This window comes from Vibrio stylophorae (assembly GCF_921293875.1).
GTDB classification, from domain to species: domain Bacteria; phylum Pseudomonadota; class Gammaproteobacteria; order Enterobacterales; family Vibrionaceae; genus Vibrio_A; species Vibrio_A stylophorae.
In genome coordinates, this window is sequence record NZ_CAKLDI010000001.1 from 1,833,586 (window position 1) to 1,852,328 (window position 18,743).

The following is an 18,743-nucleotide window of genomic DNA, read 5'->3' on the forward strand; positions in this document are numbered from 1 at the left end:
GGTTTAGCTTTGGTATTACCTATGGTATTACTTTTGGCAGTGGCTTTGAGCGAATCAGGATGGACTTGTGCGGACGATAAATTCTTGATTTATCTGAAGTTCAGGCAAGAAAAAAGACGCCCATGGACGTCTTTAAACTTGAATATGGCGGTGAGGGGGGGATTCGAACCCCCGATACGTTGCCGTATACACACTTTCCAGGCGTGCTCCTTCAGCCACTCGGACACCTCACCATATTGTGGTTACGCACTCGTCGTAACGAGGCGCTAATTTAAAGGCTTGGCTGGAATGGGTCAAGCCTTTTTCTGAAATTCCTGATTCAACTGCCTAAATTGCCAACAGGCCGATGATTTTCAGCGCAAGATGGTTATTTTGTCGCTGGATCGCTCACAGCAGATGGCAAAACTTCATTGAGCGGCTGCAGGCGTTCGCCATTTTGCTCATTGAGCCATTCTTGCAATTTCGCGCGCGAAACCTTGACGCTGGCTTTGGCAAGGCTACTTGGCAAGCGGTATACGGCATCTGGGATCTTAAAGCTTGGTAGCTTGTCGGTGAGCCACTGCTGCAAGCAAAGTGTCTCAACGTCACCATCCACCTGAACCACGGCCACCGGACGCTTTCCATAGAGATCATGCACAATGGGAAGAACAAAGGATTGGCGCACTTCTGGGTGCTGATTTAATAGCTCTTCAATCTCTTCTGGCTGAATATTCTCACCACCTGAGATAAACATATTATCCAAGCGTCCGCGAATGGTGATTTCACCATCGTCTTCTTCTGCGAGATCACGTGAGGCAAACCACCCTTGCGGATTAATCGCAGGGAAAATCACACCATGGCGATAATAGCCTAAGCACAAGGTTGCGCCGCGCACAAAGACAGTGCCATTAAACAGTTGTAGCTCACGAAATGGTAACACGCGTCCAACGCTTGGGCTGCCATCGGCACGCTTTAGGGTCACGGTTGATGCCATCTCGGTCATACCATAGCCGACCCAACAGGCAATGCCCAAGGCTTCAGCTTGCGTGGTCAAATCTGTGGAGATCGCGGCGCCACCAAGCAGCACATGCTTGAGCGTTTGCGTTTGCGGTGGATTCGCCACCACTTGCTTGAGCTGAGTGGGTACCAATGAAGCGTGCGTCACGCGCGTCAATTCCGAGAGCACATCGCGGCTATCTGGGATAACCAAACATGCGCCTTTGAGCAGCCAACGCCAAATGATTGCCATGCCAGACACATGATAAAGCGGCAACGAAAGCAGCCAGCTATCCTCTTTTTCAAAAGGCAGTGCTGAAACCAAACCAGCCGCACTCGCCAAATGATTTTCGATGCTATGCACTGCCGCTTTCGGTTTCCCGGTTGAGCCTGAGGTCAGCACCAAAGTCACCGGACGGCTTAACTGCCAAGTCACTGGAATTGGTGATTGCGCCGTTTTGACTGGGCACTCAGCCAGCGTAATGGGAGTCACACCAACGAATTCGCGATTTTCACCCTCAGGCTGCCAAAGGTGGCGAATTTTCAATTGCGCCAAATGATGACGCACTTCAGCATCACTAAAACGCGGATTAAGTGCAATAAAACGCGCACCAATACGCATGGTTGCTAAAGCTAACCAAAATTGTGACTCACAGTTGTGACACAGTGATGCAACCAATGCATCGCGACCAATGCCTTGCGTCATGAGCCCATGGCTATAGCACTCCACCATTTCATGGACCTGTTGCCAGGTGTAGTTATGCTCACCGACTTGAAGAGCCACTTCACCATGACGACGCGCCGCCCAGTGCGCCCACGGCCACTGTGCAAAACGATCACGATAGGTTGGAATTAGCGTTGCCATATCACCTCTTGTAACGATAAATCTTGTAAAGGCAGCGAAGATTCAGGCCAAGCTCGGCCTAATTGCTGTCGAAATAGTTGTAATGTATCCAGACCAGGGACGGTCATGGGTGTGAACTGTGCGGCCAAGCGAGCCAGTTGTGTGAGTCCCAAACTCGACTCTAAACTGGCGCTGAGCACAGCCTGCATCCCTGCTGTATGCGCTTGTTGTATCAATGAAATTACGCGCGATACGGAACCAATTAAGGTTGGTTTTATAATGATAGCGCGAACCCAAGGATTCGCCTGCACGGTAAAATTCGGCTCACGAACCGACTCATCCCAGGCGATCGCGATGCCATGAATTTCAGCAAAAGCAAGGCTTTGTTCCGGCGTGCGACAGGGCTCTTCAATAAAATCGATGCGTGCGCGCAGCTCTGGTGCAATATATTTAGCAAATTGCGCCGCTTTGGCTGGTAACCAGGCTCTGTTAGCATCCATACGCAATTGCAGTTCTGGAACCGCTTCAAGCATCAGATTGGCGATCATGCCATCACGAATCGCTTCATAAAGGCCGACTTTCATTTTGGCGACGCGCTGTCCTGTTTGCCCAAGACGGGCAATCAGTACATCAGGATCACCGCTACATAAAGGTGCACAGGCATAGTTCCCTTCTGGCTGCAACGCGCCATCTAACTCCATTTGCGCCATGGACAAACCAAATGCCACCGATGGATATAGTGCGTCCCAATCATCAGGCCATTGACCGGTTTCCTGCCAATGACTGAGCACCTCAATCGCCTGCGCTTGCGCCTGTGCCAGCGTTTCTTCACTAAAGCTTGGTAACGGGGCGATTTCCCCCTGCCCTGTGAATCCATTGACAGTTAAGGTCACAATCAAACCATCGCGCTGACTGAGGCGCTGCTGGCGTAAAATAACGCCGGAGTCCATCTCTAGGCTATAGCGCTGTAACATTGCTTGGCGCATTGTGATTCCCTATTCAAATGAAAAAACACATGGAAAAAACGCATCATAAAAAAGCACGCGGTAACACGAAGGCTCAAATAAGCGCATCACCCAATCCATAGCGGTTTGTTGCCATTCGCAGCGATTGATTAGCGATGCGACTTATCGCATTTCATTCGGCTGACAAGTCACTTCCATTGACAAATCGCGTCAATTAACAAATCGTGCCGATGAAATGTCTCAGCGCAAACCCCAACTTATGGGTTGCGTGGGTACTTATCAAAATCAGGGCGACGTTTTTCATTAAAGGCATTACGCCCTTCTTGCCCCTCTTCTGTCATGTAGAACATCATGGTGGCGTTGCCAGCAAGCTCTTGTAAGCCCGCTTGACCGTCACAATCGGCGTTAAGCGCCGCTTTTAAGCAGCGAAGTGCCATCGGGCTGTGTTGCAAGACTTCGCGACACCAACGAATGGTTTCACGCTCAAGCTCCGCGTAGGGCACGACATGATTCACAAGGCCCATATCCAAGGCTTCTTGTGCATCGTAAAAACGGCATAGGAACCAAATTTCACGCGCTTTCTTTTGACCGACAATGCGCGCCATATAGGATGCGCCCCAACCACCATCAAAAGAGCCCACTTTCGGGCCAGTTTGCCCAAATTGCGCGTTATCCGCAGCGATAGTCAAATCACACATCATGTGCAGCACATGACCACCACCCACAGCGTAACCAGCCACAGCTGCGATCACAGGTTTTGGACAGGTACGAATTTGGCGTTGGAAGTCCAACACATTGAGGTGATGCGTGCCTTCATCATCGCGATAGCCGCCGTAATCACCACGAATTTTCTGATCGCCGCCAGAACAAAAAGCATGTTCGCCTTGGCCGGTCAGGACAATAACCCCAACTTTGGCATCATAGCGAGCGTCATTGAGCGCTTGAATCATCTCATTGACCGTTTGTGGGCGAAAAGCGTTACGGACTTCTGGACGGTTGATGGTGATTTTGGCAATGCCATCGTCACTCTTGTGATAAAGAATATCTTCAAACTGTGCTGAACAATCTTGCCAGTTGACCGGAGCATAGAGCTCCGCTTCAGTTCTTCCTACGGTCTTTGCCATGGTTTTATTCCACTTGATTCAAAATTTGCATCATGCGCGCAGCAAATGCTCGGGGCTGCTGCTGATGTGTGTTATGGCCGGCTTTGGCAATGGTGTGGCAATGCCAGCCTGACTGCTGTGCGAGCTGCTGCGCCAAAGCCATAAATTTATCATCTTGCGCGCCCACCAAATAATGAGTCTTGAGATCGCTTGGCCAGTGCAAACGCCAGTCTGGCTGTTTAGCAAGCGAGCATTGTCGCATCATCATCGCCAATGACGGACCATGATTCTCGGCGCGCAGGGCGATGAGCTTACCACGCTGGCGGCGATTGAGCGATGCAAATACCCCTTGCTGATACCAATCATCCAGCACTTGCGCCAATGGCTCTGACTCAAATCGATGTGCCCACGCTTGATCGTGATGCCAACGCGCGGGTCGCTCAGCACTCTCCGTTAAACCAGGATGACCGGCTTCAAGCATCACCCCAAGCAGTCCCGCGTCTTGGCTTTGGCTGCGAACGGCATATTGCATGGCCAATCGCGCGCCAAGCGAATAACCCACCAGCCAATATTCACGCACCCCACAATAGTTAATAGTGCGTTTAATGGCATCACAAATCTGCGCCATATCCCAGCGGGCTTCGGCATCATTGGGGTCGAGCAACGGCGAGCGACCATGACCCGGTAAATCAATCGCCAATACCGGCTGATTGACTGGTAAATGCTCAATGGTGCGATGCCAGTCGTGGCTTGAGCCGAGAAAACCATGGATCAGCACCAATACCGGGCGCTGATTGAGATGATTACCAAAAACTTCGCAAGCAAGGCGAGGCGCTTTACTCATATCGTCTCCGTTACAGCTCGTCACCCGCAAGGCGCTGGTTCAATGAATTGATGGCGCGCACTGCACTTTGCGGCGCAGTTTGCAGCTCAGCAATCAGCGTTTGTTGACGGCTCATGGCTTTTTCAAAGAGCTCGGCAAGCTCACTTCTAAGCTCAAAACTTTGATAGCCCAGCTGGAACATACGCGCAGCAAACTCAAAATGAAGACCATGGGGCATTTGATAAAGCTGCTCTTTGGCATCGATATCCACCGGAAGGAGATCAAAAATCGCGCCGCCATCATTATTGGTCACCAACACCAACAGCGGTGCACTCACCTGTTTCAACAAAGCCAGTGAGTTCAGATCATAAAGCATTGAAGTATCGCCAAGGATTAAACACATTGGCTTTTGGCGTGCGCGCTGTACCCCAGTGGCCGTGGCAATCAGGCCATCGATACCCGATGCACCGCGATTGGTAAAGACTTGTCCCTCACCTTTGGCCTGCACTTGCCCCACTTTGTCGAGTAAACGCACCATCAGGCTATTGCCGATAAATAAATCACAATCTTCAGGTAGATGCTGGCAAAGCTCTGCGGCGAGCATCAACTCATCACAGCGACCTTGCTGCCAAGGTAGATTTTGCTGCACCAACTGCGCCTGCTCTTTTAGGCTATCCGCCCAGCCACTGCCACCATTAGCACGGGCTTGTTGCTGCATGATTTGTAGCTGAACGTCGATATCACCAATCAGATGCACGCCCGGCAAATGATCTGGATCAAGCTGACCTGATTGCGAAGTGAGTCGCCACTGACTTTGCCATGGCTGCATCGCAATCCACTGCATCAAATTTTTAGAAACCAAACGCGCGCCGCACTGCACCACCACTTCCGCCTTATTGAGCAACAACTCATTTTGACTCAGTGGTAACCAAGCATCGAAACTATGCCACTCTGAACTGGTATTGGCTTGTACATCCGCCAGCACAGGCCAACCCAATTGTTCAGCGAGTGCCGTGGCGGCTTTAGCTTGTGCCGGAGATATTTGCCCCAGCACCATCACCCCACGCTGGCCACTGGCTTGTTGCCAACGCGCTTTGAGCGATTCAGACCAAATCACCTTACGCTCACATTGGTGCTCAATGTAAAGTGCACGGGTTTCATCATCGAGCCATGGGTCGATGGGTGTTAAATATTCACGGCGCTCAGCACGCTGCTGCTGCCACAGACCATCATTGCAATAAAGCGGCTCGGCAAAGGGGCAGTTTAAATGCACTGCACCACCCTGCTGGCGCTGCGCTGCCATGGCCTTGTCCACTTCACTTAGTAACCACTGCGGCGCAATTTGCTCATTGGCCGTTGGCAGTAGTGCGCGATGACAAACTTGGCTTTGAAATAGATCGGTTTGCACAATGGCTTGATTGGCGCCGCAGTCAATGAGTTCGGCAGGACGATCGGCGGTCAACAATAACAAGGGCTCGCCCGTTAGTTTGGCCTCACATACCGCGGGCATTAAATTGGCCACTGCCGTCCCCGAGGTGACAATCACAGCAACCGGTGTTGCACTGGCTTTGGCCAGACCCAAGGCTAAAAATCCCAAACCACGCTCATCAAAATGGGTATGAATGGTTATGCGCTGCGCTTGCGCCAAATCATAGGCTGCCATGGTCAGCGGCGTCGAGCGAGAGCCCGGCGCAATACAGACATGATGAACCCCATTTCGCACACACTCTTCGAGAAGTAGTTGTGCCCAAATTCGGTTGATTACAGCTTGTTTCATGGTTATTCCTTGCTTACTGAGGCATCAGCAAAAAGTCGTAATAAAGTTGCCGTTTTTCGTTCTAATTCTTGCCATTCACTGTCGGCATCTGAGCCCGGCACAATGCCGGCGCCCGCATAAAGCTCTACGGTGTTGTCACAAATTTGGGCGCTGCGAATGGCAACGCAAAATTCGCTACGCGCGGCGCTCAAATAGCCCACAGCACCGCTATACCAGCCCCGAGTAAAAGGCTCATGCTCAGCGATAAACGCTTTGGCTTGTGCACGAGGCAACCCAGCCACTGCGGCGGTCGGATGAAGGCGGGAAAGTAAATTGGCATCACAGATATTGGCATGACACTGCGCCGTAATTGGGCGCTTGAGATGTTGCACCTTGGCAAGGCGCACCAAGCTAGGGGAAGACGCCACATGAAATTCATCCACAGCATCTTCAAGGCTGGCCGCGATATCATCCACCACCAGCTGATTTTCATAGATATTTTTTGCGTCATTGAGCAGCCAACTTGCCAGCTCGCTGTCTTGCTCGGCGTTATCGCCTCGGCCAATGGTTCCGGCCAAAGCTTCAGTATAAAGCGTGTGATCACGGCGCATAAAAAGCCGCTCTGGGGTCGAGCCAATAAAACCATGGCTCAGATCAAGCGCCAGCATAAAGTGAATGCTATTGGGGTTGGCGCGTCGGCTGGCTTGAATAATTTGCGCGGGACGTACAGGCTCAGACAATTGCACCTGCGTTTTACGCGCCAGTACCACTTTGGCCAATGACCCTTGGGCAATGGCATCCAAGGCTTGGGTGACCTGCGCCTGCCATTGTGGCTGTTGTGGCGCATGAGACATCGCAACGCGTTTGGCGCGAAGCGGCATCAGTTCGCGGCGATCATTAAGCTGCGAAAGCAACTCTAGCGATAGCGCAGGTTGCTCGTTCAGATTGACCAATAACTGCCAAGACTCACCAAATCGACAGAGTTCAACCGCGGGTAGGAAAAAGAAACCTTGCTGAGCATTCTCATGCGCATCAAAAGGCAAACCGCCCCAAATGCGCTGCGGTGCAATTAATGCGGCTTGCGCCTGTTCAGGACTGGTGTATTTGGCCAGTGCGCCGAGTGCAACGATCTCCTCGGCACCATCACGCGATTGCCAATAAAATTTAGGAAAAACGGGCTGCGCGGCAAGCCATTCAATCGCATCAAAATCATCGGCTAGCTGTAGTGAGCGAGCCAATTGGCGTGGCGATTGAAGGCGCGCATCATCACAAAGATGTTGCAGTTCGCAATTCAAGGACTCAAGGGCTGAATACAACACAGTGATAGACCTTATGATATTGTCAATTCTCGGCCACTTATGAAGTCGAGCGTTTCTCAAAAAACGCCCTATCTTACCCCAGTTTCTAACAACGAGGAAAATGGGCCGCAACTTTCCCCCACAGCGCCACTGTCAACTGCGGAAAATTCGTACTTTTTTTACGACCTTAACACTCTGCTATATTGCTAATTTAAAGACTTCGTGTAACGTGTTCAAAGACAATCTGGGGAATAAAAACGGACGCGCCCCAGCGTTCAGATTACAGGAACCTCTCATGCACAACATTCCAATGTCATCCAAATTAAACAATGTCTGCTATGACATTCGCGGACCTGTTCTTAAGGAAGCAAAACGCCTTGAGGATGAAGGCAATCAAATCATCAAGCTCAATATTGGTAACCCCGCCCCATTTGGTTTTGATGCCCCGGATGAAATTTTGGTGGACGTGATTCGTAATTTGCCAACCTCACAAGGCTATTGCGATTCCAAAGGGATTTACTCAGCGCGCAAAGCTGTGGTGCAGCACTATCAAAAATTGGGGCTTCGCAGCCTTGATGTTGAAGATGTCTATATCGGTAATGGTGCCTCTGAGCTCATCGTTATGGCGATGCAAGCACTGCTCAACGCAGGTGATGAAATGCTGGTTCCTGCGCCAGATTACCCGCTATGGACTGCAGCGGTGAACCTAGCCGGTGGTAAAGCGGTACACTACATTTGTGATGAGCAAGCCAATTGGTATCCCGACCTTGATGATATCAAGGCAAAAATCAGCAAAAATACCAAAGGGATTGTGCTGATTAACCCCAATAACCCAACAGGCGCTGTCTACAGCCGTGATTTTCTTTTAGAGATCGTGGAAATTGCACGCCAAAATAACCTCATCATCTTTGCAGACGAGATCTACGATAAGATTTTGTACGATGGTGCCACGCACACCTCACTTTGCACCTTGTCTGATGATGTGCTGACCGTGACCTTTAACGGCCTATCAAAAGCCTATCGCGTTTGTGGTTTCCGCTCTGGCTGGATGTTTGTCTCAGGTCCAACGCGCAATGCTCGCGAATATATTGAAGGGCTCAATTTGCTTGCATCCATGCGTTTGTGCGCCAACGTGCCGATGCAACACGCAGTACAAACAGCGCTCGGCGGTTATCAAAGCATTAATGAGCTGATTTTACCGGGCGGTCGCTTGCTTGAGCAGCGCAATAAAACCGTAGAGTTGCTGAACCAAATTCCAGGGGTCTCTTGTGTCAAACCACAGGGCGCACTTTATGTATTCCCGAAATTGGATATCAAAAAGTTCAATATTCACAACGATGTGAAATTTGTTCATGACTTCCTGCTACAAGAGAAAGTACTGCTCGTGCAAGGCACTGGCTTTAACTGGCATGCGCCGGATCACTTCCGCATCGTGACCTTGCCTTCAGTGGATCTCCTTGAAACGGCCATTGGCCGCTTAGAGCGCTTTTTGCATACCTATCGTCAATAAAATACGCGTCAATAACACATGCTGTGATCACAAGAGCGCTTCGGCGCTCTTGTTGTTTATAGCGCTCACATATTTTATGCAGCCAAAATCAACCACCTCGAATGACACTTGCCTAATTCAGCAAGATGGGTATAACTAATTGGAGTTCATGCGGTATTTCAAGGAGTCTGGCCATGACCTGTATCGATAATCAGCTTTTTGCCCAGCGTCTTAGCCAAGAGCAAAAACAGCGTCGCAACGATCAACGCAGCCCTTTTGCGCGCGACCGTGCGAGAATTCTCCACTCCGCCGCCTTTCGCCGCTTACAAGCAAAAACCCAAATTCATGGCGTTGGCGCTGGCGATTTTTTTCGAACCCGCCTCACCCACTCCATTGAAACGGCGCAAATTGGTACAGGTATCGTCAACACATTACGGCTCAAGCATCCCGAGCAAGCCGAGCTACTGCCAAGTTTTAGCTTAATTGAAAGCCTGTGCTTAGCGCACGATATCGGCCATCCACCTTTTGGTCATGGCGGAGAAACCGCGCTGAACTATATGATGCGCGATCACGGCGGCTTTGAGGGCAACGCACAAACTTTTCGTATTGTGACCAAGTTGGAGCCCTATACCGAGCACCATGGCATGAACCTCACGCGGCGCACCTTATTGGGACTAATTAAATACCCAACCCTCATCTCAAGGGCCGCAGCCAAACAGCAACCTGAGCCTGTCGATCATTTTCGCCGCCTCCAAGCCGAACGCTGGCTACCTGCAAAGGGTATTTACGATCAAGACCAAAGCCAATTTACTTGGGTGCTCAGCCCCTTTAGCGACGCTGATCAACAGCAATTTTGCACCTTTCGCGCACATGAAGGTGATACTTACAAACCGGAGAAAACGCAGTTTAAATCCCTTGATTGCGCAATCATGGAGCTTGCCGATGACATCGCCTACGGGGTCCATGATTTAGAAGATGCAATCGTGATGGGCATTGTCCATCGCAGTCAGTGGCAATCTGCGGTGATGCCCAAATTGGCAGACTTAGAGGATCCTTGGTTTGTGCAGCATTTAAGCTCGCTTACCGACCAGCTTTTTTCAGAGCGACATTTTGAGCGTAAAGATGCCATTGGCGCCATCGTCAATGGATTAATCACTGATATTCGTCTTTGTCAGACACCCGCAATCAACGCCTTTGACCATCCTCTTTTGGCGACCACTGCCAAGCTTTCAGCACCGATGCAAACCTTGCTCGATACGCTCAAGCAGTTTGTCTCTAGCTATGTGATTCAGCGCCATGAAAACCAGCTGATTGAATACAAGGGCCAACAATTGGTGATGGCGCTCTTTGATGCACTCAGTGCCGACCCACTACGTCTATTACCACAAAATACCAAACAGCGTTGGCAACAAGCCCAAGAAGCAGGTGATTCAGGTTATCGCGTCATTTGTGATTATATTGCCGGTATGACCGATGGCTATGCGCAGCATCTTTACCAGCAATTATTCAGCCCTGACTCCATGCCTAACTTTCATTTCTAAACTTTCATTTCCAATAAAGCCACATGCAACCTTGATAAAACAGGCACAAGGTCGCAATTGGTGCAAAAAAAGCCAAATAAACGTGATTTAAAACAGTATTTTATGCTACGTCGATAGCCGCTATGACACCATCACAGTAAAGTAACGGTATCAACTTCATTTCGACTGATATCTATATGCCTACCGCACCGTTCTACGAACAACTGTCGACCAGTCTGAATCGTGCTTACGATATGCAAACCGTCTGCGAAATTTTTTGTCGCAGCTTGGCTTATAAATACAACGTCAACTACGTATCCATTCTGATTCGAGATGAAGCCGGACAGCTCAATGAACTGGCTAAATTTGACCGCGCAGGCATTCGCTATTATTCACCGGCACGACCCACAGAATGCGCCTATGAAGCCGACGAAATCGCCTTCTACCACGACGATGATGACCCACAGCATCCCAATTCAGGCCAAGTCATTCTACCGCTCACCCGTCATCAGCAAAATTTTGGTTATGTGATGATCGATAGCAACCAATTGGATGGTTTTTGCAACCATGAGCTTGCCATTATTAGTCGCATTGCAGCCCTAGAGCTCGAAGCGCGTCAGTTATTTGAAGATATGATCGATCATGAACTGACCCGCAAAACCACCGAGCGTATGGTGGCTGAGCAGCATCACAATCAGCAGATTTTACTTGAGCAGATGAATGCCCTGCATGAGCTCTCCGATCACCTATGGAAGGCGAAAAGTGTCGATGAGCTGCTCTATCGTAGCGTGTTTTTAGGTCGTGAACTGTTGCAGCTCGATCGCATCGCAATTTTCTTGCTCAATGCCGATAAAACCGAAATGCAAGGCACTTACGGCACCGATATCGACGGCAATATTACCGATGAGCACTATTTCAAAGGGCCACTGCCAGATCTTTGGTTTCAACAAAGCATCAAGGACAACGATTTCATTAGCATTCGCGATAACACCAACCTCTTCCATGATGGGGTCAAAGTGGGAACGGGTTGGAATGCCTTTGTTGCACTTTGGCACAACGACCGGCAATTAGGGTGGATCGCTCTTGATAACCTGCTGACAGGCACACCGGTTCAGCCGCAGCTAACGCAGCTACTGAAACTCTATAGCGCCATGGTGTCTCAGCATTTACGCTACAAAGAAGCTGAAGAGCACCAAAAGAGCCTCAATGCCACCCTTGAACAGCACATTCAAGAGCGCACATGTGAGCTTGAGGACTCTAACCGCGTGCTGGAGCGATTGTCCAACGAAGATCCCCTCACCCGCATTGCTAACCGTCGCTGTTTTGGTAAACGTTTTGAGCAAGCTTGGCAGCAAGCACTCACGCTGCAGCACTCCCTCTCGCTACTCATTTTTGATATTGACCACTTTAAAAATTACAACGATTTTTATGGTCATGCGGCGGGCGACGAATGCTTGAAAAAACTATCACAGAAAATCGATGGGGTTTGCCAGCGCCGCGGTGTGCAACTATTTCGTTACGGTGGTGAGGAGTTCATTATTCTCATGCCGCAGCACAATCGTACTGAAGCTAAAACATTTAGCGATCAATTACTCCATGAGGTGCAGCGCCTAAACATCGCGCACTATGCATCCCCTATTACCAGCCACCTTACTTTATCTGGTGGTATTGCCACCCTGATCCCTGAGCCAAATTTTGATCGAGAGCTGATGATTAAAATGGCTGACGAAGCGCTCTATAACGCGAAAAACAATGGCCGTGATCAGGTGCTATTTTATTCGCCGCAAAAAAATCCAATTAAAACTGAGCGCATTTTGCTGCGATAGTGTCTTTTTAGCGCAAATATATAAACAGGTGCACGACTTGAGTGAGGCCTCTCAGCCGAATTATCTTTCAAGATGCAATATCAAATGAACTTTATGCTATTCAACCTCGATCACCAAGGTGTGAAATAGAGCATAATTTCCTGCTCATCGCTGGCCGAACTTTTGGTTTTCAGGCATTATGTGAGTGATATCAAAAGATTTTTTTCACAAGAAAAAATAAAATCGTAGACTCACCGTATTTAGCACAGTGAATCGCATTTAGCTGCCAAGGGATAGGAACAATGAGTGATGTGGATCTGATTCGTTTATTTCACGAACGAATCTCGCGCCAACTAAGTGAAGCCCACAGCCTAAGCACTGTATGCGAAATTATTTGTCGCAGCCTCAGCGAGCATTTGTCCTATCGCTATATTGGTTTATTTATTGTTCATGAAAATACGTGGTCGGTGATCACCGAAATGAATGAGGGCAATATTCATTTCTACATGCAACCCAAGCCTTTTGATAACAACCTCTGTGTGCCATTTCACCACATCAGCCCTTGTCTGCGTTCACGCAAAGAATACCGTTTAACACTGCAAAATACGGACACTCGGATTATTTTGCCGCTATTGCGCCGCAACCGACTGATTGGCTTGTTGGTACTGGATGTTCAAAACCAGTATCAGTTTTGCAGCAAACCACTGCGTCTGCTGACTTCTTTGCTGGCCGCAGAACTTGAAGCTCGTAACTACGTTTATCACGTGAGCCATACACAGCAGCAAACACGCAGCGCCGAACAAGCCCTGTGGCAAAGCCAGCAGGAACAACGCATCTTGCTTGATCAGCTTCAAGCTCTACACGATATCTCCTTTCAACTATGGAAATGCAATAGTTTGGATGAGATGCTCAAATATGCGGTGGAGATGGGCAAAGAACGCTTGATGGTCGATCGCTTAGCGATCTTTTTGCTCGATGGCGATAATAAAATGCAAGGCACCTACGGCACGGATATGCAGGGTAATTTGGTCTCTGAGCATGCCTTTTTAACCGAGATCCCTGATAATTTAATGCTGCGCACGGCATTAAACAAACATCAATATATTGCGATTGAAGACAATGTGCCGCTTTGGCATGACTTCAAAAAGGTAGGCACCGGATGGAATGCGGTTATCTCACTATGGGATGGTGATACCCCAGTGGGCTGGATTGCAGCCGATAATTTGCTGACGGGAATGCCACTGCAAAGCTACCATAAGCAACTACTTAAGCAATTTGCATCAACCATTTCACAACACTTAATTCGCCGCCGCGCGGAAGAAGATCTCCTCACACTCAACCAAAAACTTGAGCAGCGGGTCACTGAGCGCACCCAGGCACTAGAGCAAGTCAACGCTGAGCTAGAACGCTTATCTCAAGAAGATGCGCTCACCAGCGTCGCCAATCGCCGCGTCTTTGATTATACCTTTCACAATGAGTGGCACCGCGCAATGCGCCATCATCAGCCACTGTCTTTGCTGATTATCGATGTTGATCATTTCAAGCGCTATAACGATCACTTTGGCCATAGCGCGGGCGACCGCTGTTTACGTCAGCTCGCACAATCCATTCAGCAATGTGAACGACGCGCTGGCGCGCTATTTGCCCGCTATGGTGGTGAAGAGTTTATCTATTTATTGCCAAATACTGAGCAAGCGGAGGCCGAAGTGATCGCTAAGCGCATTATGACCACTGTGGCCAAATTGCAATTACCGCACGCACCCAATCTTAATCAGAAAATAGTCACTGTTAGTATTGGCGGTGCCAGCATCATCCCTAATGTCGGCATGGCACGTGGTGAGCTTTTTGGCCAAGCCGATAAAGCCTTGTATGAAGCAAAATCACAAGGCCGTTCGCAATACTATTTTGCAGGTGAGGCGATCGCTGTCAGCTAACGCGTTTTGCCCTACTCACTGAACTGACCACCTTTTTACGAGTGCCAGCGGCCTTTGTTGTTTTTGCTTTGGCGCTTTTCGATTTTGCGCCTGAATATCGGCCATTTTGATTGCCTTTTCGCCCATTTTTTGACCAGCGCTTTCCTGAGTCCGGCATCAACTGCGCTAACTGTTTCAAAGCCTCTGGCGCAGGTGCTTGTTTCACTTGCGCCATCATCTCACTCACCTGCTCGGTCAGTTGCCCCATAAATTGCTGATAGCTGACCTGCTTTTCTGTCATGAGTTGCAGCTGCTGCTCCCATTTGGCGGTCATATCAGGAAAACTCGCCCACTCAGGCAGTGCGGCAATCAAGGCGTGTCCTGCAGGACTAGCGTGAATCTGCTTACCCTCTTTAAGTAACAGTTGGCGGTCAAATAATGTTTGTAAAATCGATGCCCGTGTTGCTTCTGTTCCTAAGCCATCCGTTTCACGCAGCACGGCTTTTAATAGTGGATCTTGCACAAAGCGAGCGATCCCTGTCATCGCTTGTAAAATTGAAGCATCCGTAAAGGCAGCTGGAGGCTCGGTTTGTAGGCTCTGCAATTGCTGATCGATGCAAGGATACTGCGCGCCGATGCTCAACTTAGGCAAATCAACGGTAACTTCACCTTCATCTACTACTTGCGAAGGCTGATGACTCGCGCGCAGTAAACATTGTCGCCACCCCGGATCGACTTGAACCTTGGCTTTGGCAACAAACAAACCACCACTGATGTTGAAATCTAAACGCCGCTCAGCAAAGGTCGCCGCAGGAAAAAACTGCATTAAATATTGCCGTGCTACCAGCTGATATATTTTTTGCTCTTGCCCATTTAAGTTCACGGCTACTTTGGCTGTGGGAATGATCGCGTGGTGCGCCCCCACTTTACTATCTTGCCAAGCGCGACTTTTCACATCGAGATCAGCAACATGGACCAACTGTTGTAAATCAGTCGCATGCCCACTGATAGCTGAACACACTTGCTGGCGCATCGGCCAGTGGCTTTGCGGTAAATATCGACAATCAGAACGCGGATAGGTGATCACTTGATGCTTTTCATAAAGCTGCTGACAAATCGAAAGCACATCTGCCGCGCTCATTTGATAACGTTTAGCTGCATCAATTTGCAGCGCAGATAAGGAGTAGGGTAAAGGAACCGCCTGTTTAGAGGTTTTATCTTGGCAATCTTGCACCGTTGCCATTTGCCCTTGAATACGCTGACACACATTTTCTGCCAGTTGGCGCGACAGCACATGACCTGCAGCATCTTGCCATCGCGCGCAAGCTTCACTGGGTTGCCAGCGCGCTTTGACCTGCTGCGTATCGCAATCAATCAGCGCATCGACCTGGAAATAATCGACGGGTTGAAAATGAGCGCGTTCTAAATCGCGGCGCACCACCAAACCCAGAACGGGGGTTTGTACGCGCCCCACCGACAACACCCCGCGATATGCAAATTGCTGCCCCAATAAGGTGTAAGCGCGGCTCATATTCATCCCGTATAGCCAATCCGCACGGCTACGCGCCAATGCGGATACAGAAAGCGGAACAAATTCTTGGTTAGAACGCAGTTTAGTCAAAGCTTGGCGCACTGCGCTGGGATTTAAATCGCTAATCAGCAAACGCTGCGCTTGCTGTTTTTTCTGCTGACTTAAGCGGCAATAACTCAGTACTTCATCGACCAGTAGCTGCCCTTCCCGATCAGGGTCTCCCGCATGAATAATTTGCGTGGCTTCTTTTAACAACTGGCGAATCACCGTTAGTTGCTGGCGGGTTCCTTTTTTGACCACCAACTGCCACTGCGCTGGCATAATCGGTAAATCTTGCAGCTGCCATTTTTTATATCGTTCATCATATTGCTCAGGCATCGCCTGCTCTAACAGATGCCCAACACACCAAGTCACCCGATCGCCATTGCCAACCTCAATATAACCTTGATGATTTTTATGTGGTTTTGGCAAAACAAGCGCAATTGCGCGCGCAAGGCTGGGCTTTTCTGCGATATATAGAAGCGACATAGGAGGCTCAATAAAAACTGTATAAAACAACAGTAATTTATTCATCGCAATTTGCCAATAAAATTTTACAACTGCGCCCTTTCCTGCGGTTTTAATCCCTACTCGCTCACACAAAATTGATGCCTGACGCACCCTGTCAGTGCAACCGATAAAATTAGTACTGAGCCATTAAAAAAAGAGCTAAACTGTGGAATATATTAATGAAATTTGATGCTTATTGTTCTGATAGCAAATTCGTTTTTTTGCTATCCCTTGATTGCCAACCGCTAGGATAAATTATGCGCACGCTTATTCGATGGATCGGTGCTTTCTTTCGTTACCTATGGAAGACCATCAACTTTATTCGATTGCTTCTGATCAACGTTGTGTTTTTCACGCTCGTCGCTTTGATTTTTGTCGCGATCTCCAGTGATGAACCCAGTGTTACCTTGCCAGAAAAAGCTTATCTTCAAGTTGAGCTCTCCGGCCCACTCCTTGATCAGCGTACGCAAGGCGACCCCTTTGGTGAAGCTTCTCGTCTATTGTCCGGAGAATGGCAAAGCCAGCTTACACTGTATGAAATTGTGCAGACCATTCGCCATGCAGCAACCGATGATCGCATTCAGGGTATGGTGCTCAATCTCAATGAGCTAGAACCCACCAGCCTCACCAAACTTCGCTATGTGGCGAAAGCGATTGAGGAGTTTAAAGCGCATAAAAAACCTGTCATCGTTTATGGCGAGCACTACAGCCAAGGCCAATATTACTTGGCATCCTTTGCTGATGAAGTCTATATGGCACCCTATGGCAGCGTGATGCTGCAGGGATTTAGCAGCTACGGCTTATACTATAAATCGCTGCTTGAGCGCTTAGATATTCATCCTCATATCTTCCGAGTCGGAACCTATAAAAGTGCTGTAGAGCCTTTCCTTCGCGATGATATGTCCGTTGAAGCAAAAGAAGCTAGCTCCGCGCTGTTGAATCAACTATGGGGTACCTATCTTGCTGATGTTGCAGAAAACCGCGGCACCACAGTAGAAAAAATCTCACCAAATATCGACAAACTACTTGCAGATTTACGCCGTGCCAATGGCAATATGGCGCAGCTCAATGTTGAGTACAAACTCATTGACCAGCGCTTAAATCGTCCGCAGTTTGATGAACGGATTCACACTCGTTTTACGGATAGTGAAGCGCTCGATTTTTACGCCTATCATCAACAAATTCAGCCACAAGAAGGCTATCTCAACCATGGCAATATTGGCATCGTCACCATTGATGGCCCCATCGTTGATGGTTTATCCACGCCAACAGAAGTTGGCGGTGCAACCATCGCCTCATTGCTCCGTGAGGCCAGAAATAATGATGATATTAAAGCTGTGGTTTTACGTGTAAATAGCCCAGGTGGCAGCGCTTATGCCTCAGAAGCTATTCGCGTTGAAGTCGACGCATTGCGCAGTAGCGGCAAACCAGTGATTGCCTCCATGTCGAGCATGGCAGCATCTGGTGGCTATTGGGTTTCAGTGAGTGCCGATAAAATCATTGCCCAGCCGACTACCATCACTGGCTCTATTGGTATTTTTGGCCTTTTCTTAAGCTTTGAAGATGCGCTGAAAAATATAGGGATCTATAGCGATGGTCTCGGCACCACAGCATTTGCCGGTATGAGCCCAGCGCGAGAGCTCACCCCTGAGGTCAACGAATTTATCCAACTGGGCGTGGAGCATGGCTATCAGCAATTTATTGATTTAGTCATTCATCATCGCCAGCTCACACGCAAGCAAGTACAAGCAGCTGCGCAAGGACGTGTATGGACTGGACAAGATGCGCTCAAACTAGGGCTCATTGATGAACTTGGCGATTTTGATGATGCCATTCACAGCGCTGCTATCATTGCTGGTGTCGAGCATCCAGTGCCAACTTGGGTGCAACCGCCACTATCAACGTTTGAAAGTTTTATGCTTGGGCTGCAAGCAACAACTGGCATCGACATCAATCAAATCATGAGCCGCAGTTTGCCTGCCCCATTTGCTAGTACAGCACAGCAAGTCGTGAAGGATTTCAATCAATTATCAACATTCAATGATCCTAAAGGACAATATGCACTCTGCTTAAACTGTCTACAATTTTAAGACTTCGCAAAATAAAATATCGAGCCCAGCGGTGACTGGGCTTTTTTTCACGCGTCAGCCACGTATAATGCCGCCACAATTT

Annotated in this window: 12 protein-coding genes and 1 tRNA gene; 5 read left to right on the forward strand and 8 right to left on the reverse strand. The window is 49.1% G+C overall.

Translation table 11 applies throughout. The annotated features are described in order from the left end of the window. Nucleotides 1-145 precede the first annotated feature (145 nt). From L9P36_RS08410 to L9P36_RS08440, 7 genes are all read right to left on the reverse strand, one after another. Nucleotides 146-233 (reverse strand) — tRNA-Ser (locus L9P36_RS08410). 134 nt (nucleotides 234-367) lie between these two features. Further along, entirely contained in the window at nucleotides 368-1,840 is a 1,473-nt protein-coding gene (gene menE, locus L9P36_RS08415; RefSeq protein WP_237466255.1) for an o-succinylbenzoate--CoA ligase, read from the reverse strand. Further along, on the reverse strand, nucleotides 1,828-2,805 hold the full coding sequence (gene menC, locus L9P36_RS08420; protein WP_237466256.1) for an o-succinylbenzoate synthase: 978 nt from the start codon (nucleotides 2,803-2,805) through the stop codon (nucleotides 1,828-1,830). Before menC ends, menE begins: the two co-directional genes overlap by 13 nt. A 236-nt stretch (nucleotides 2,806-3,041) precedes the next feature. Beyond that, nucleotides 3,042-3,908, reverse strand: coding sequence for a 1,4-dihydroxy-2-naphthoyl-CoA synthase (menB, locus tag L9P36_RS08425; RefSeq protein ID WP_237466257.1), 867 nt, complete (start codon nucleotides 3,906-3,908; stop codon nucleotides 3,042-3,044). Between the two features lie 4 nt (nucleotides 3,909-3,912). After that, a complete protein-coding gene (gene menH / locus L9P36_RS08430) occupies nucleotides 3,913-4,731 on the reverse strand; it encodes a 2-succinyl-6-hydroxy-2,4-cyclohexadiene-1-carboxylate synthase (protein WP_237466258.1) in 819 nt (272 codons plus the stop codon). Between the two features lie 10 nt (nucleotides 4,732-4,741). Then, nucleotides 4,742-6,487: a 2-succinyl-5-enolpyruvyl-6-hydroxy-3-cyclohexene-1-carboxylic-acid synthase gene (gene menD / locus L9P36_RS08435; protein ID WP_237466259.1), complete on the reverse strand. Its 1,746-nt coding sequence runs from the start codon at nucleotides 6,485-6,487 to the stop codon at nucleotides 4,742-4,744. A gap of 2 nt (nucleotides 6,488-6,489) precedes the next feature. Further along, the gene (locus L9P36_RS08440; protein ID WP_435532775.1) at nucleotides 6,490-7,791 is read right to left on the reverse strand and encodes an isochorismate synthase; all 1,302 of its coding nucleotides are present in this window, start codon (nucleotides 7,789-7,791) and stop codon (nucleotides 6,490-6,492) included. Nucleotides 7,792-8,059: 268 nt separating this feature from the next. Between L9P36_RS08440 and L9P36_RS08445 the strand changes: the two genes are divergently transcribed. The 4 genes from L9P36_RS08445 to L9P36_RS08460 all read left to right on the forward strand — a co-directional run bounded on the left by L9P36_RS08445 (nucleotide 8,060) and on the right by L9P36_RS08460 (nucleotide 14,512). Beyond that, entirely contained in the window at nucleotides 8,060-9,274 is a 1,215-nt protein-coding gene (locus L9P36_RS08445) for a pyridoxal phosphate-dependent aminotransferase (protein WP_237466261.1), read from the forward strand. Nucleotides 9,275-9,447: 173 nt separating this feature from the next. After that, nucleotides 9,448-10,794: an anti-phage deoxyguanosine triphosphatase gene (locus L9P36_RS08450; protein ID WP_237466262.1), complete on the forward strand. Its 1,347-nt coding sequence runs from the start codon at nucleotides 9,448-9,450 to the stop codon at nucleotides 10,792-10,794. Between the two features lie 176 nt (nucleotides 10,795-10,970). Continuing rightward, complete coding sequence (locus L9P36_RS08455; protein ID WP_237466263.1) at nucleotides 10,971-12,599, forward strand: sensor domain-containing diguanylate cyclase; 1,629 nt, start codon at nucleotides 10,971-10,973, stop codon at nucleotides 12,597-12,599. Between the two features lie 281 nt (nucleotides 12,600-12,880). Then, nucleotides 12,881-14,512 carry a sensor domain-containing diguanylate cyclase gene (locus L9P36_RS08460; RefSeq protein WP_237466264.1) on the forward strand — a complete coding sequence of 544 codons (1,632 nt, stop codon included), beginning with the start codon at nucleotides 12,881-12,883 and terminating at the stop codon, nucleotides 14,510-14,512. Here L9P36_RS08460 and L9P36_RS08465 read toward each other — a convergent pair. Beyond that, nucleotides 14,505-16,550: a DNA topoisomerase III gene (locus tag L9P36_RS08465; RefSeq protein WP_237466265.1), complete on the reverse strand. Its 2,046-nt coding sequence runs from the start codon at nucleotides 16,548-16,550 to the stop codon at nucleotides 14,505-14,507. The genes L9P36_RS08460 and L9P36_RS08465 overlap by 8 nt on opposite strands. Nucleotides 16,551-16,828: 278 nt before the next feature. On the opposite strand from L9P36_RS08465, the gene sppA reads away from it, so the two are divergent. Beyond that, on the forward strand, nucleotides 16,829-18,661 hold the full coding sequence (gene sppA / locus L9P36_RS08470) for a signal peptide peptidase SppA (RefSeq protein WP_237466266.1): 1,833 nt from the start codon (nucleotides 16,829-16,831) through the stop codon (nucleotides 18,659-18,661). The last annotated feature ends 82 nt before the right edge of the window (nucleotides 18,662-18,743 follow it).